Raw genomic sequence first — 13,238 nt, forward strand, 5'->3', positions numbered from 1 at the left:
GATATTCTCGCTGCCATGCGCTCCGCGACCCGCGTCCTGCTCACCTTCATGCTGCTGCTGGCATTGCCCCTGCAGGGTTTTGCCGCAGCGGCAATGGTCAGTTGCGCGCCGTCGCATCACGGACTGCCGACGACTGGCGCCATGCATGACGACGTCGCCGCGCACGCGCATCACCACGGCGGCGATCATGACCCGGCCGCAACACCGTCCCATGGCAAGCACGCCTGCAGCGCCTGTGCCGCCTGCTGCATCGGCGGCGCCTTGATGCCGTCGGCGCTGCGGCTGCCCGGCGATTTTTCGACGCACCTGCGCCCGCTGCCAGTGCGCGTGACCCCTCCTGCCTTCATCACTGAAGGCACCGAACGCCCGCCCAGACACGACCTCGCCTGACACCCGAAATCCGCCCACGGTGGGCGGAAATCGATACACCTGTCTTTCGCGAGGTCTTCATGTTCCACCTTCCCATCCGGGTGCTGCTGGTCGCAGCGTCCGTCACCACGTCCGCCTGGGCGGCCGATCCGGCGGATCCGGCCGCACCCACGCGGCCGCTCGATCACCGCTCGGTGTTCGAGACCTATCGCGCCGGTAGTACGAGCGCTGTCGGCAACTGGCGTGAAGCCAACGACGTGGTCGGTCGTCAGGCCGGCGGCCACGCGCACGACCACGGCGGCACGGCGGCCGCGCCGCCAGACCGCCATGCCGGCCACGATCATGGCGCACCGTCTGCCGCCGACGCGCACACCGGCCACGGTGCCGGCGCGCCTGCAGGTGGAGCCGCGAAGCACGATCACGGCGCTGCCGGCGGCGACGCGAAGCCGCATCACTGCCCGCACCACGCCGCACTCCATGAATCGATGCACGGCCACAAGCAGGGTGGCAGTTCCGGCGCGATGAAGCCGGACCACGGACACCGCTGCCATCACGGCAGCAAGGAGGGCGGCGATGCGCACAAGCACTGATAGGGGCCGGTTCAGGCTCGTGCCGCTGGCGGCGGCAGTCGCGCTGCTGGCCGGGTGCGCCAGCTTCAGCCCGGACGGCGGTTTCGGCTCGGTAGAGCAGACCGCGCGCGAAAAGCTGGGCAAGGATGTCAGCTGGGCGCGCAGCGACGAGGACCGCAAGGCGGTTGCCGAGCGAGTTGCCGAGCTGCTGGCGCAGCCGCTGTCGGCGGACGACGCGGTGCAGATCGCGCTGCTGAACAATCGCGGTCTGCAGGCGGGCTTCCATGAACTGGGCATCCGCGAGGCCGAAGTGGTACGCGCAGGCCGCTTGCCCAATCCGACCTTCTCGATGTTTCACGCCAGCAAGCGCGAGAACGGTGTGCGCGACTACAAGATCGAGCAGGCGCTCACCTTCAACATCTTTTCGCTGTTGACCATGCCGCAGGCGATCGAGGTGAATCGCCGCGTCTTCGAACAGTCGCAGCGTGCGGTATCGCTGCAGGTACTGCGGCTGGCGGCCGACGTGCGCCGCGCCTGGGTGCAGGCGGTGGCCGCCGGCGAAACGCTGCGCTACATGGAACAGGTGATGGAGGCCGCCGACGCCGGTTCCGAACTGGCCCGGCGCATGCGCGCCGCCGGCAACTACAGCGCGCTGGCACAGGCGCGCGAGCAGGGTTTCCACGCCGACGCAGCGCTGAATCTGGCGCGCGCGCAGCAGGCGCACACCGCGGCGCGTGAACGGCTGACCCGGCTCATGGGCCTGTGGGGCGAGCAGACCGCTTTCCGCTTGCCCGATCGCCTGCCCGACCTGCCGTTCGCACCGCTCGACGCGCCCGACATCGAGCGCCAGGCGATGAGCTCGCGCATCGATCTGCAGATCGCGAAGCTCGACGCCGAAGCGACCGCGCGCAACCTCGGGCTGACGAAGACGACGCGTTTCATCGACGTGCTCGAAGTCGGCCCGGCGCGCGTGCTCGAAGGGCGGCGCAGCGAGTCCTACAAGAAGGGCTACGAAATCAGTTTCGAACTGCCGCTGTTCGACTGGGGCGGCTCGCGCGTCGCGCGCGCCGAAGCCATCTACATGCAGTCGGTCGAACGCGCCGCCGAAGCAGCGGTGAACGCCCGCTCCGAAGTGCGTGAGGCCTACGCCGGCTATCGCACCGCCTTCGACATTGCCCGTCATTACCGCGACGAGGTGGTGCCGCTCAGGAAGCGCATTTCCGACGAGAACCTGCTGCGCTACAACGGCATGCTGATCGGCGTATTCGAACTGCTGGCCGACGCCCGCGCGCAGGTGGCCGGTGTGAATGGCTACATCGAAGCACTGCGCGACTTCTGGATCGCCCAGGCCGATCTCGACATGGCGCTGGTCGGCCGCCCCGATCTCGCTCCGCCGCCCGGCGCAACCGTTGTCACCGCAGCCGACGCGGCCCACTGAACAGGATTCCGCACATGACTTCCCGCAGAGATTTCTTCCGCAACGCCGGCATCGCCGGTGCGGCCGTCGCCGCCACCACGGTGAGCCGCGTCGCCATGGCGGCCATCCCCGAACCGGTGATCGAAACCACGGCCGACACGCGCGGCCCGCTGATCCCGGCGTCCGGGCGCCCCTACAACCCGGTGGTGACGCTGAATGGCTGGACGCTGCCCTGGCGCATGAAGGACGGCGTCAAGGAGTTCCATCTGGTGGCCGAGCCGGTGGTGCGCGAAATGGCGCCCGGCTTCAAGGCCCACCTGTGGGGCTATAACGGCCAGTCACCGGGGCCCACCATCGAAGTGGTCGAGGGCGACCGCGTGCGCATCTACGTCACCAACAGGCTGCCCGAGCGCACCAGCGTGCACTGGCACGGCCAGCGCCTGCCCAACGGCATGGACGGCGTGAGCGGTCTGACCCAGCCGGCGATACCGCCGGGCAAGACCTTCGTTTATGAATTCGTCGCCCGCCGCCCAGGCACCTTCATGTATCACCCGCACGCCGACGAAATGACGCAGATGGCGATGGGCATGATGGGCTTCTGGGTCACCCACCCGAAGGGCCGTCACCCGCTGATCGCGACTGTGGACCGCGACTACGTGTTCCTGCTCAACGCCTACGACATCGACCCCGGCAGCTACACGCCGAAGACCATGACCATGCTGGACTTCAACCTGTGGTCATGGAACAGCCGCATCTTCCCCGGCATCGCACCGCTGGTCGCGCGGAAGAACGACCGCGTGCGCATCCGCATCGGCAACCTGACGATGACCAATCACCCCATCCACATCCACGGCCACGAATTCGAGGTCACCGGCACCGACGGCGGGCCGGTACCGAAGTCGGCGCGCTGGCCCGAGGTGACCACCGACATCGCGGTCGGCCAGATGCGGCAGATCGAGTTCATCGCCGACGAGGAGGGCGACTGGGCCTTCCATTGCCACAAGAGTCACCACACGATGAACGCGATGAGCCACGACGTGCCCAACCTGATCGGTGTCGATCATGGCGGGTTGGCCGAACGCATATCGAATCTGGTGCCCGGCTATATGGCGATGGGCGAACGCGGCATGGGCGACATGGCCGACATGAAGATGCCGCTGCCGGAGAACACCGCGCCGATGATGACCGGCGACGGCCCCTTCGGTTCGGTCGAGATGGGCGGCATGTTCTCGGTGTTCAAGGTGAGGCGCGAACAGAAGCCCGGCGACTACACCGACCCGGGCTGGTTCCGCCATCCGCCGGGCACGGTGGCACGCGCGGTGGGCGACGCGCAGCCGGTCGCGCAGCCGCCGGCCGGCCATGACCACGGCGCCTCCAGCATGCCGCTGACGCAGCCGCAGGATATCGAAGTACAGGTGCGCAAGCCGGCCGCCGGCGCGCACGACCACCAGTGAAAGGACGGACCATGAACACGACACGTCGCGCGCTGATCGGCGCGCTTGCCACCGCGGCCCTGCTGCCGCGCGCCGCCACGCTGATGGCGGCGCCGAAGCCGCTGGTCGAGGTATGGAAAAGCCCGACCTGCGGCTGCTGCAAGGACTGGGTGGCCCATCTCGAAGCGAACGGCTTCGCGGTCAAGGTGTATGAGACCGGCAACAACGAAGCGCGCGCCCGGCTGGGCATGCCGGCGAAGTTCGCCTCCTGCCATACCGCGCGGGTCGACGGCTATCTGCTCGAAGGCCACGTGCCGGCGAGCGAGGTGCACAAGATGCTGAAGGAAAGACCGAAGGCGCTCGGCCTTGCGGTACCGGCGATGCCGGTCGGCTCGCCCGGCATGGACGGCCCCGAGTACAAGGGCCGCAAGGATCCGTACGACGTACTGCTGGTGCAGACGGATGGCGGCGCCAGCGTGTATCGCAGCTACCGCTGACTCAGCCTGGCCGGGTTTTGGTGGGAGCGAGCTTGCTCGCGATGACGGGCGGAAACGGAGTCCGAGGCCTGCAAACGTCGCATCGCGACCAGAGGTCGCTCCCACAAATGAGTGCTCCCGATCCGCCGCCGGCGCCGGGTTCTTGCGGGAGCGAGCTTGCTCGCGATTGCAGCTCGCAGCGAAGCCGCCTCAGGCCGGCGGGTAGTCCGCCTCGGCCAGCGCGCTGCGATAGGTTTCCGCATCGACGGTCGAGTCGATGCGCACGCGGTGGGTCGGCAGGTCGATGTCGACCTTCGCGCTGTCGTCGATGCTGGCGACCAGCGCCCTGATGCGGCCGGCGCAGTGACCGCAGGTCATGTCGGGGACGGTGAATTCGATGGTCGTGCTCATGGCGGGGCTCCGCTGTCGGGTTGGGATGGAAGGATGATGGACCTTGCCACGATGGGAAGGTCAAGCGTCCGGTCGCTTTCATTTCGTTTCGCGATACCCGGCGTCGGCGGCTGAATTTTCCGCTTGACCTTGCCATCATGGGAAGGTCGACACTGGGTGCGTTCTCCCGCTACAGGATTGTCCGATGAACACCTCCGATCTGCCCGCCGCTGCGGGCACGCTCACCCGCTGGGAATTCGGCGTCGAAGGCATGACCTGCGCCTCCTGCTCGACCCGCGTCGAGAAGGCGCTAGCGCGTCTGCCCGGCGTCGCGTCGGCCAGCGTGAACCTGGCGACCGAGCGCGCCGCAGTCGAGGCAGACACCTCGGTCGATGCGGCCGCGCTGCGGGCGGCGGTCGACAAGGCCGGTTACGTACTGAAGCCGCAGGCGCTGCGCCTGCACATCGAAGGCATGACCTGCGCGTCCTGCTCGGCGCGCGTCGAGAAGGCGCTGAACAAGGTGCCGGGCGTGCTGTCGGTCAGCGTCAATCTGGCGACTGAGACCGCCGACATCGTCAGCGCGGCCGACAATCTCGGCGCGCTGCAGGCGGCGGTCGAGCGCGCGGGCTATCGCGCAACGCTGCCGGCGGTGACGCCCGAGGCCGCACCGCGCGGCGTACTGCCCGAATGGTGGCCGGTGGCGCTGGCGATCGCGCTGTCGTTGCCGCTTGCGCTGCCCATGGTGGGCATGCTGTGGGGCGCGCACTGGATGCTGCCCGGCGGGCTGCAGTTCCTGCTCGCGACACCGGTGCAGTTCTGGCTCGGCGCGCGCTTCTACGTCGCTGGCTGGAAGGCGCTGCGCGCCGGCAGCGGCAACATGGACCTGCTGGTCGCGCTCGGCACCTCCGCCGCCTGGGGCCTGAGCGTATGGCTGTGGCTCACCGCTGCGCCGGGCACGATGCCGCACCTGTATTTCGAAGCGTCGGCGGTGGTGATCACGCTGGTGCTGCTCGGCAAATGGCTGGAAACACGCGCCAAGCGGCAGACCACCGACGCGATCCGCGCGCTCAACGCGCTGCGTCCGGATACCGCGCGGGTGCGTCGCAACGGCGTCGAGGTCGAACTGCCGCTGGCGCAGGTCGCGCTCGGCGACGAGGTGGTCATCCGCCCGGGCGAACGGGTGCCGGTCGACGGCGACATCGTCGATGGCGCCAGCCAGGTCGACGAATCGCTGATCACCGGCGAAAGTCTGCCGGTCGCCAAACAGACGGGCGACCGCGTGACCGGTGGCGCAGTCAATGGCGAGGGGCGGCTGCTCGTGCGCACCCGCGCCGTCGGCGCCGAAACCGTGCTGGCGCGCATCGTGCGGCTGGTCGAGAGCGCGCAGGCGAAAAAGGCTCCGATACAGCGCCTGGTCGATCAGGTGAGCGCGGTGTTCGTGCCGGTGGTGATCGCGCTTGCCGCACTCACCTTCGGCGGCTGGATGGTGGCCGGCGCCGGTGTCGAAACGGCGCTGCTGAACGCGGTCGCGGTCATGGTGATCGCCTGCCCGTGCGCGCTCGGGCTGGCCACGCCGACCGCCATCATGGTGGGCACCGGCGCGGCGGCGCGGCACGGCATCCTGATCAAGGACGCGGAGGCGCTGGAAATCGCGCACCGCGTGTCGGTGGTCGCCTTCGACAAGACCGGCACGCTGACCGAGGGCCGACCGGAACTGGTGGCGTTCGAGCCGGCGGTCGGGGCACCCGGCGAACTGCTCGCACTGGCCGCTGCGCTGCAGGCCGGCAGCGAGCACCCGCTGGCGCGCGCCGTGAGCACGGCCGCGGTGCGCGAAGGCGTGACGGTATTGCCGGCGACTGCGCTGGCGGCGGTGGCTGGGCGCGGCATCGAGGCGACTGTCGACGGCTGCGCGTTGAAGCTGGGCAGTTCGCGTTTCATGGAAGAACTGGGCGTCGATCTGTTGCCGCTCGCCGCCCGCGCCGCGCAACTGCAGGCAGAGGGGCGCACCGTGTCCTGGCTGGCCGATCTGACGGAGGCGCCGCGCCTGATCGGACTGCTCGCCTTCGGCGATACGCTGAAGGCATCGGCGGCGCGAGCGGTGAGCCGCCTTCAGGCAGGCGGCGTGCGTACCGTGCTGGTCAGCGGCGACAACCGCGGGGCGGCCGCCGCGGTGGCTGCACAACTGGGCATGGCCGACGTGCGTGCCGAAGTGCTGCCGGAGCACAAGGCCGAGGTGGTCGCCGAACTGAAGCAGGGTGGGGCGGTAGTCGCCATGGTCGGCGACGGCATCAACGACGCGCCGGCGCTGGCCGCGGCCGACGTCGGTATCGCCATGTCCACCGGCACCGACGTGGCGATGCACGCCGCCGGCATCACGCTGATGCAGGGCGACCCGGCGCGCGTGGCCGACGCGCTCGACATTTCGCGGCGCACCTGGGCGAAGATCCGGCAGAACCTGTTCTGGGCCTTCGCCTATAACGTGGTCGGCATTCCGCTGGCCGCGGCCGGCATGCTGAATCCGGTGATCGCCGGCGCGGCGATGGCTTTCTCCAGCTTCAGCGTGGTCAGCAACGCGCTGCTGCTGCGGCGCTGGAAACCCGAAGAGGTGCGCGATGAACATCGGTGAGGCGGCTGCACGTTCCGGCGTGTCGGCCAAGATGGTGCGGCATTACGAATCGCTCGGTCTGCTGCCGGCTGTGGCGCGCACCGACGCCGGCTACCGGCAGTACGGCGAGCGCGAGGTGCATACGCTGCGCTTCATCCGCCGCGCGCGCGACCTCGGCTTCTCGATGGCGGAAATTACCGATCTGCTGGCCTTGTGGCAGAAACCGGACCGCGCCAGTGGCGACGTGAAACGCATCGCCGAAGCGCATATCGCCGACCTCGACCGGCGCATCGCCGAAATGACGGCGATGAAGCGCACGCTGGCGCAGCTCGCCCGCTGCTGCCACGGCGACGGCCGACCTGACTGTCCGATACTCGACGGGCTCGCGGATACCGCCCGGTAGTCCCGGCAACGGGTCCTCATTCGACGGTGCGGCCTTGGCCGCGACAGGGCGTCTGCGTCCCGCTTGCTTCGCTTCAGGCTGCTGTCCGGGTCAGAAGACCTCTCATACGGAACCCGGCCCAGCATCGGGCCGGATCAGTGCCAACAGTTCGGGCAGGCGGCGCGAGGCGGCGAGGCGGGCGTCTTCCTCGATCGCGCGGTAGAGCGCCAGCACCTGCTCTCCGATGGCGGTCAGTCGGGCGCCGCCGCCAGCGGAGCCGCCGCGCTGCTTGGTCACCAGCGGTTCGACGAAGTCCTTGTTCATCGCGTCGACCAGCGACCAGATGCGCTGATAGCTCATGCCCAGCCGGCGGCCGGTTTCGGCGAGCGAGCCGGTCGCCGCGATGCCCTCGAGCACGTCGGCCTTGCCCGGACCGATCGCCACCGCGTGCTTGATCTGCACGCGAAACCGGGTGCTGTGTTCGAGGGTGGCGGGCGCTGCCTTGGTGTTCATCGCGGATCGAGGACGAAGGGAAATGCATCGAGCACGATACTCGTTATACTCATCTGGCGATATCCATACGGATACATATCGAGTCGCCCGGAGGCGCGCCGTTCATGAGAGCTGTCTGCCTGATCCAACGCATCGTGCTGCTGTGTGTGCTCGCGTTTTCGCTGACGGCGCCGGCGCCGGCGCGCGGCGCCGAGCCGCCGACCGTCGCCGCGGCGTCCGACCTGAAGTTCGCGATCGAGGAGGTGGCGGCCCGCTTCGAACGCGAAACCGGCCAGCGGATGCGTCTGGTTTTCGGTTCGTCCGGCAATTTCTTCTCGCAGATCCGGCAGGGTGCGCCCTTCCATCTGTTCATGTCGGCCGACGAGGATTTCGTGTTCCGGCTGGCCGATCAGGGGCTGACTCAGGACCGCGGCCGGCTCTATGCCTACGGCCGCATCGGTCTGATGGTGCCGCGCGGGTCGTTGCTGAAGGCGGACGGCGAACTGCGGGATCTCGCGCAGGCGCTGCGCGACGGGCGCCTGAAGAAGTTCGCCATCGCCAACCCGGAACACGCGCCCTACGGCGCCCGGGCAAAGGAGGCGTTGCAGCACGCCGGCGTGTGGGCCGACATCGAACCGCGGCTGGTGCTCGGCGAGAACATTTCGCAGGCGGCGCAGTTCGCGACTTCGGGCGCGACTCAGGGCGGCATCATCGCGCTGTCGCTGGCGAAGGTGCCGCAGGTGAGTGCACTCGGTGAATTCGCGCTGATCCCGGAAAGCTGGCATCGCAAGCTGGCGCAACGCATGGTGCTGCTGCGTGGCGCGCCGCCCGCAGCGCGCGCCTTCTACGACTATCTCGCCACGCCGGCGGCGCAGGACATCATGCGCCGTCACGGCTTCGCGATGCCCGGCGCGTGATCGGCGCCGACGCACCGAACGAGGGATATCCATGGACTGGCAGGCTTTCTCGCTGTCGATCGAACTGGCGGCGGTGACGCTGCTGGTGCTGTTGCCGCCCGGCGTGCTTGCCGCGCGCTGGCTGGCGCGCACGCGCTTTTCCGGCAAGGCCTGGATCGAAGCTTTCGTCGTGCTGCCGCTGGTGCTGCCGCCCACGGTGCTGGGCTACTACCTGCTGGTGTCGCTCGGTGCCGGCTCGCCGTTCGGCGCCTGGATGCTCGACAGCTTCGACATCCGGATGACCTTCAATTTCGCCGGTCTGCTGATCGCCTCGCTGGTGTTCAACATCCCCTTCATCGTGCAGCCGGTGCAGCGCGCCTTCGAAGCGATACCCGACAACCTCGCCGAGGCCGCCGCGGTCTGCGGGCTGAGCGGCTGGCAGACCTTCTGGCGGGTCGAGCTGCCGCTGGCCTGGCCGGGCATCCTGTCCGCCATGGTGCTCACCTTCGTGCACACGCTGGGCGAATTCGGCGTCGTGCTGATGATGGGCGGCAGTATTCCCGGCGAGACCAAGACGGTGGCGATCGCGATCTATGACCGCGTACAGTCCTTCGACCTCGCCGGCGCCGACCGCATGGCGCTGCTGTTGCTGGCGCTGTCGCTCGGTGCCGTGGCGGCGTCCTTCTTCGCCTCGGCCAGACTGGCGGCCCGCCGATGAACGGCGATCACCGCGCTGCCCGCGCACTGCGGGTCGATATCGCCCAGACCGAGCCGATGCCGTTGCACGGTCGTTTCGACTGCGCCGCCGGCGAACTGCTCGCGCTGGTCGGCCCGTCGGGTGCCGGCAAGACCTCGATGCTGCGCGTGCTGGCCGGGCTGATGCGGCCGCAGCGTGGCCGTATCGAGGTCGGCACGCAGCTGTGGTGCGACAGCGAACAGGGCGTATTCCTGCCGCCACAGCGTCGCCACGTCGGGCTGGTGTTCCAGAACTACGCGCTGATGCCGCACCTCAGTGCGGTCGATAACGTCGCACTGGCCTTGCTGCATCTGCCGGCCGGCGATCGCGCAGCCCAAGCCCGGCGCTGGCTCGATCACGTCCATCTGTCGCACGAACAGCAGCAGCGGCGACCCGCCGCCCTGTCCGGCGGCCAGCAGCAGCGCGTGGCGGTGGCGCGTGCGCTCGCTCGCGAACCGAAGCTGCTGCTGCTCGACGAGCCGTTCTCCGCAGTCGACCAGATGAGCCGGCAGGGGCTCTACCGCTTGCTGGCCGATCTGCGCAGCGACCTCGATATTCCCATCCTGCTGGTGACGCACGACCTCAATGAAGCGCGTCTGCTGGCTGACCGGCTGGTGGTGATGGACGCCGGTGCGGTGCTGCAGGAGGGGCCGCCCGAGCACATCCATCGCGCACCGCGTAATGCGCGCGTGGCCGATCTGGTGGGCATGCACAACCGTTTCCAGGGTGTCTGGGTGGGGCCGTCGGGCAGGGCGGGCTGGGGTCTTCTGAAATGGGTGTCGGCGACCGGCGGCGACAGCGCGGACATGCTGCTCGAAGTGCGCGACAAGGGAAAGATCAAGCCAGGCCAACCGGTGAACTGGGTGGTGCCGGGCGACGGCATCCTGCTCGGCGCGGACGGCAGCGGGCAGGAACTGGAAGCGACGGTGAGCGAGGCCCGCCACCTCGGTGAGATCACGCTGGCGTCGCTGACGCTGGAGCGCAATCCGCAGATCAGCCTGCGCATCACGCTGGCCGGACCGCAGCGCCGGCGCATCGGCAACGGTGACCGGCTGGCCTTGCGGCTCGACCCCGCGCTGGTCCACGTGATGCCGCTGCACCAGCGGCCACCGGGCTTGAGCCCGGATTAGCCGGCGCGGTCCTGCCGGGTTGCCCATCGGCGCCAGAACCTTTTTGCGCCGCACAAACCGAGGGCGGAATACGCCCCGCGACGGTGCGGATGCGACGCTTTGCTGCCGTTGCGACACGCTTTGCCCGATACTTGTGCGTCGGCCGGGCGCGCATGAGCTGCGTCAAGTTGCAGGAGTGCGGCGGCCGGCATACTCCGTGACGCATCGGGCAGGGCTGCAGTGGCCTTGCCGCGCGCGTCGGTGATCGATCCGGACAGACCGACCGACATGAACGACAGCCACGCCATCATCGAATCCCGCCGCTACACGACCCGTGCCGTACCGCTGAGCCGACCGCTGGACTGGCTGGTCGCCGGCTGTCGCGATTTCCTGCGCTGCCCGGGGCCCGGATTGCTGCATGGCGCCGCCGTCGCGGTGTTCGGTGCGCTGCTGTGCTGGCAGATACCGGACCAGTTCTGGCTGCTCAACGGCGCCTTCACCGGGTTCATGCTGGTCGCACCGGTGGTGGCGACCGGCCTGTACGCGATCAGCCGCGCGCTGGAGCGTGGTCAGCCGGCCGGGCTGATGACCGCGGTGCATGCGTGGAAGCCGCGCGACAGCCGCATGGTGGTGTTCGGATTACTGCTGGCGCTGGCCGGCACCGGCTGGGTGATGACCTCGGCCGCGCTGATCTGGGCCTGTGCGCCGGCGCCGGTGGCGACGCCGGAAGATTTCCTGCGCCTGGTCGTGCTGGCGGAACAGGGCTGGCTGTTCGAGGCCTGGCTGGCGCTGGGCGGCCTGCTTGCCGCACCGGTGTTCGCGTCCAGCGTGGTGGCGATTCCGCTGCTGCTCGACCGCGACATCGGCGTGCTTGGCGCGGTGCTCACCAGCTGGCGCGTGGTGATGGAGAACCCGGCGCCGCTGGCGCTATGGGGTGTGGCGATTGCCGGATTCACGCTGTTCGGCATGGCGACCGGGCTGGTCGGCATGCTGGTGGTGGTGCCGCTGCTGGGTCACGCCAGCTGGCACGCCTATCGCGATCTGGTGCGCGCCGCCTGAGCGCGCACCGATCAACCTATTGAATATCGCTGGAGCAGGTTTCACACATGGGCGGCATCACTGAAGAGCAATTCGCCGAATTCGGGCTCACCTTCGGCGTCGCCGCCTTCATGCTCTACATGCTGTTCATCCTGCTGCAGCTCGCGCGCGAGTCCAAGGCCGGTCGCTTCGGCACCTTCGTCATCCTGATCGGCCTCGGCCTCGGCATGATGGGTTTCGTCGCCAAGGGTGTGATCAAGTGGATGCTCGGCGGCTGATCAGGCGCCCGTCGCGCAGACTCTCTCCCGTACCGTGGCGCGCATCGTGCGCGCCAGCGACTGCAGCGATCCGCCGGCGCGGTAGTTGAAGCTCACGTGCAGCGTATCGCCGGCCCGCGCCTCGACCGGCGTCGTCAGCGGCAGCACCATGTAATCGTTCAGCCAGTCCTGCGTCCGCCCCTGCGTGCCGAGCAGCGCCAGGATGTTCTTGGTGATGAAGCGCAGCGCATTGACCGTGCCGTCGGCAGTGATGGCGATGTCGCCCTTCCAGGCGATGTCGCGGCTGCAGGTCTGATCGAAATCCATCACGCCATAGACCACCGGTGCGCCCAGTTCGGTCGCGCCCGGGTGTTCGGCGCCGACGCGCTGGAACTGGATGATGGGAGCGTTGAAGCCGTAGAAATCGAACACCTGGTGCAGCGGCTGCACCGCCATCAGCGCAGCGGTTGGCAGGAAGATCGGCAGGCGGTCGCCGAAGCGGGCGCGGTAGCGCGCCTTGAAGGCTTCGATCACGTCGACCTGTTTTTCGCGCAGCATGCCGACGTGGATCATTTCGCAGATGACCACGTCCACCGGTTCCGGCGGCAGGTATTCGAAAGCGTCGGCGTGCACCACTTCGACCTTGTGTCCGTGCGCGTTCATCGCCAGCAGGCGGCGCGATTCGGCCACCATGTCCGGGTTGAATTCGACGCAGTACACCTTGCTCGCGTGTGCCGCGGCGAAGCAGGACAGCACGCCGGTGCCGCCACCCAGTTCGAGCACGCGCGCGCCCTTGAACACGACTGCATCGATGGCCGCCTTGAAATTGCTCATGCGGTTGGTGTCGAGCAGCATGTTGTGGTGGTAGTGCAGGGGAATGAACTGTCCGAGATGGCTGGGCTCGTCGTCGGCATCGCTCATCGGCAGGCTGGCGCCGGGCGCGGCCGGGGTGCCGAGGTGGGCTTCGGGTTCCATCCGTGACATGGTTCTTCCTCTCGTGTGGTCGGTTAATGTTTGCCGCGCGCTGCCGGCAACTTCTGCCTTGAACAATCCTTTGTTGCCGTCCGGA

15 protein-coding genes are annotated in these 13,238 nt (G+C 68.5%); 12 read left to right on the forward strand and 3 right to left on the reverse strand.

Annotated elements, in window-relative coordinates:
* Positions 1 to 15: 15 nt before the first annotated feature.
* From METFAM1_RS0101355 to METFAM1_RS0101375, 5 genes are read left to right on the forward strand one after another with little or no spacing between them, the layout of a single operon-like run.
* A complete protein-coding gene (locus tag METFAM1_RS0101355) occupies positions 16 to 390 on the forward strand; it encodes a hypothetical protein (RefSeq protein WP_019917690.1) in 375 nt (124 codons plus the stop codon).
* 59 nt (positions 391 to 449) lie between these two features.
* Positions 450 to 959, forward strand: a complete 510-nt coding sequence (locus METFAM1_RS0101360; RefSeq protein ID WP_019917691.1) for a hypothetical protein — start codon at positions 450 to 452, stop codon at positions 957 to 959.
* Positions 943 to 2,376: a TolC family protein gene (locus METFAM1_RS0101365; protein ID WP_024300362.1), complete on the forward strand. Its 1,434-nt coding sequence runs from the start codon at positions 943 to 945 to the stop codon at positions 2,374 to 2,376. Before METFAM1_RS0101360 ends, METFAM1_RS0101365 begins: the two co-directional genes overlap by 17 nt.
* 14 nt (positions 2,377 to 2,390) lie before the next feature.
* On the forward strand, positions 2,391 to 3,809 hold the full coding sequence (locus tag METFAM1_RS0101370) for a multicopper oxidase family protein (protein ID WP_019917693.1): 1,419 nt from the start codon (positions 2,391 to 2,393) through the stop codon (positions 3,807 to 3,809).
* A gap of 11 nt (positions 3,810 to 3,820) precedes the next feature.
* Positions 3,821 to 4,285 carry a DUF411 domain-containing protein gene (locus METFAM1_RS0101375; RefSeq protein WP_019917694.1) on the forward strand — a complete coding sequence of 155 codons (465 nt, stop codon included), beginning with the start codon at positions 3,821 to 3,823 and terminating at the stop codon, positions 4,283 to 4,285.
* A gap of 189 nt (positions 4,286 to 4,474) precedes the next feature.
* Here METFAM1_RS0101375 and METFAM1_RS0101380 read toward each other — a convergent pair whose 3' ends face one another.
* Entirely contained in the window at positions 4,475 to 4,675 is a 201-nt protein-coding gene (locus tag METFAM1_RS0101380; protein WP_019917695.1) for a heavy-metal-associated domain-containing protein, read from the reverse strand.
* 184 nt (positions 4,676 to 4,859) lie between these two features.
* Here METFAM1_RS0101380 and METFAM1_RS0101385 point away from each other — a divergent pair, with 184 nt between their 5' ends.
* Both METFAM1_RS0101385 and cueR read left to right on the forward strand, forming a co-directional pair.
* Positions 4,860 to 7,280, forward strand: a complete 2,421-nt coding sequence (locus tag METFAM1_RS0101385) for a heavy metal translocating P-type ATPase (RefSeq protein ID WP_019917696.1) — start codon at positions 4,860 to 4,862, stop codon at positions 7,278 to 7,280.
* Positions 7,267 to 7,662 carry a Cu(I)-responsive transcriptional regulator gene (gene cueR / locus METFAM1_RS0101390; protein WP_019917697.1) on the forward strand — a complete coding sequence of 132 codons (396 nt, stop codon included), beginning with the start codon at positions 7,267 to 7,269 and terminating at the stop codon, positions 7,660 to 7,662. Before METFAM1_RS0101385 ends, cueR begins: the two co-directional genes overlap by 14 nt.
* A gap of 102 nt (positions 7,663 to 7,764) precedes the next feature.
* Here cueR and METFAM1_RS0101395 read toward each other — a convergent pair whose 3' ends face one another.
* Positions 7,765 to 8,154 carry a winged helix-turn-helix domain-containing protein gene (locus METFAM1_RS0101395; protein WP_019917698.1) on the reverse strand — a complete coding sequence of 130 codons (390 nt, stop codon included), beginning with the start codon at positions 8,152 to 8,154 and terminating at the stop codon, positions 7,765 to 7,767.
* Positions 8,155 to 8,258: 104 nt separating this feature from the next.
* Between METFAM1_RS0101395 and modA the strand changes: the two genes are divergently transcribed.
* The 5 genes from modA (at position 8,259) to METFAM1_RS0101420 (ending at position 12,190) form a co-directional block, all read left to right on the forward strand.
* Positions 8,259 to 9,050: a molybdate ABC transporter substrate-binding protein gene (gene modA / locus METFAM1_RS0101400; protein ID WP_019917699.1), complete on the forward strand. Its 792-nt coding sequence runs from the start codon at positions 8,259 to 8,261 to the stop codon at positions 9,048 to 9,050.
* A gap of 31 nt (positions 9,051 to 9,081) precedes the next feature.
* The gene (modB, locus tag METFAM1_RS0101405) at positions 9,082 to 9,747 is read left to right on the forward strand and encodes a molybdate ABC transporter permease subunit (protein WP_019917700.1); all 666 of its coding nucleotides are present in this window, start codon (positions 9,082 to 9,084) and stop codon (positions 9,745 to 9,747) included.
* Positions 9,744 to 10,895 (forward strand): ABC transporter ATP-binding protein, encoded by a 1,152-nt coding sequence (locus METFAM1_RS0101410; RefSeq protein ID WP_019917701.1) that lies wholly within the window; start codon positions 9,744 to 9,746, stop codon positions 10,893 to 10,895. The genes modB and METFAM1_RS0101410 overlap by 4 nt, the downstream gene beginning before the upstream one ends.
* Before the next feature lie 219 nt (positions 10,896 to 11,114).
* Entirely contained in the window at positions 11,115 to 11,933 is an 819-nt protein-coding gene (locus METFAM1_RS0101415) for a DUF2189 domain-containing protein (RefSeq protein WP_019917702.1), read from the forward strand.
* Between the two features lie 47 nt (positions 11,934 to 11,980).
* Positions 11,981 to 12,190, forward strand: coding sequence for a DUF2788 domain-containing protein (locus METFAM1_RS0101420; protein WP_008058471.1), 210 nt, complete (start codon positions 11,981 to 11,983; stop codon positions 12,188 to 12,190).
* On the opposite strand, the gene METFAM1_RS0101425 is transcribed toward METFAM1_RS0101420, so the two are convergent.
* Positions 12,191 to 13,153 (reverse strand): class I SAM-dependent methyltransferase, encoded by a 963-nt coding sequence (locus tag METFAM1_RS0101425; RefSeq protein WP_232419617.1) that lies wholly within the window; start codon positions 13,151 to 13,153, stop codon positions 12,191 to 12,193.
* Positions 13,154 to 13,238 lie beyond the last annotated feature (85 nt).

The organism is Methyloversatilis discipulorum, assembly GCF_000527135.1.
Taxonomy (GTDB): domain Bacteria; phylum Pseudomonadota; class Gammaproteobacteria; order Burkholderiales; family Rhodocyclaceae; genus Methyloversatilis; species Methyloversatilis discipulorum.